Below are 1,280 nucleotides of genomic sequence, written 5' to 3'. Positions count from 1 at the left end.
ATATAAGCAATACATCATTAAAAAGGAGGATGATATTTATGCCATTTTTATGGGCACTTATTGTAGGAGGTATTATTGGGTGGCTTGCCGGATTAATTACGGGAAGAGACGTTCCAGGAGGTATTATTGGTAACATTATTGCCGGTTTTATCGGTTCTTGGTTAGGTTCATCTATCTTTGGAAGCTTCGGACCAGTTGTAGGTGGATTTGCTATTATTCCTGCTATTATCGGATCAATCATCTTAGTGTTAATCGTAAGTTTCATTATGAGAAAAATGCGTGGCAGTCATAAACATGCGTAATAAATTATTATATTAGAAAAAGAACCTCTGTTAAAAAAGAGGTTCTTTTTTTATATGAAAAATTCTTAAAATTTACTATTTTTAATTTCATAATATTGAAAAATAAACCTATTAATGTTAATTTAACCATAATCACTATAGAAAAAAGAGGAATTAACATGCTGCTTTCAACCCACCCAAAAGACAAATCCATGTACCAAATACTAATAGAAGAAATCGAACAGACACGAACGTTAATGATTCAAACGGCTGTCCGTGAAGGCATGACAAGTCCTAACACGCTTCAAGTTAGTCAATCATTAGATGCTTTATTAAATAAGCTTCAAATTTTCTTCTACCAATAAAAGCCCATGATATGGTTAGATACTCATGGGCTTTTATGTTGTATTAGTCCGCTTGATTAACGTGTTCCACTGCTTGGTGAAGGCTACTGAAAGTCGTAATGTCAGCCAAATCTAACCCTAAGTTTACCATCGTCTGAGCAATTTCAGCCCGAATCCCGCTTAAAACCACTTGAATTCCTAATAATCTTAAAGCACCGATTACTTTAAAMAWTTGRTCYGCTACCATCGTATCAATAATWGGAACCGCGTATAAATCAATAATCAACCAATTTAGCTTGTAGTCGCTGCCGTGTTGAAGTGCATTTTCCATTAGAATTTGAGCGCGATTTGTATCTAAATCGCCAACAAGAGGAATCACGCCAATTTCTTTCGTAATGCGTACCACAGGAATTGAAAGTTCATCAATTGCATAGCGAGCCGATTGGATTTTGTTTGTAAAGTCGGTCATATATGATTTACTAACCCAGTGTACGGCCTTATCTACTACTACGTTGAAACGAGAAATAACTTGATAGAAGGCATCAAACGTAAACGTTTCAGCTTTTGCTTCTTCTTTAATAATTTCCCCTATAAGATTTCGGTAATAGCTGATTTCTTCTAATGCTACATCCAAAGGAAGCTGAAGGACAACGAG

Annotated in this window: 3 protein-coding genes; 2 read left to right on the top strand and 1 reads right to left on the bottom strand. The window is 35.5% G+C overall.

Annotated elements, in window-relative coordinates; all coding sequences use genetic code 11:
• Positions 1 to 38: 38 nt before the first annotated feature.
• Together AC1DRF_RS28320 and AC1DRF_RS28315 are read left to right on the top strand one after the other, a co-directional pair.
• Positions 39 to 302 carry a GlsB/YeaQ/YmgE family stress response membrane protein gene (locus AC1DRF_RS28320; RefSeq protein ID WP_477742348.1) on the top strand — a complete coding sequence of 88 codons (264 nt, stop codon included), beginning with the start codon at positions 39 to 41 and terminating at the stop codon, positions 300 to 302.
• A gap of 158 nt (positions 303 to 460) precedes the next feature.
• Positions 461 to 646, top strand: coding sequence for an aspartyl-phosphate phosphatase Spo0E family protein (locus tag AC1DRF_RS28315; protein ID WP_116071270.1), 186 nt, complete (start codon positions 461 to 463; stop codon positions 644 to 646).
• A gap of 43 nt (positions 647 to 689) precedes the next feature.
• On the opposite strand, the gene AC1DRF_RS28310 is transcribed toward AC1DRF_RS28315, so the two are convergent.
• The coding region (locus tag AC1DRF_RS28310; RefSeq protein WP_477742347.1) for an STAS domain-containing protein at positions 690 to 1,280 on the bottom strand (591 nt) is incomplete at its 5' end.

Source organism: Priestia sp. P5_B4 (genome assembly GCF_056400385.1).
Note: the sequence above shows the minus strand (reverse complement) of the source record. Positions and strands in the feature narration are given on the sequence as shown.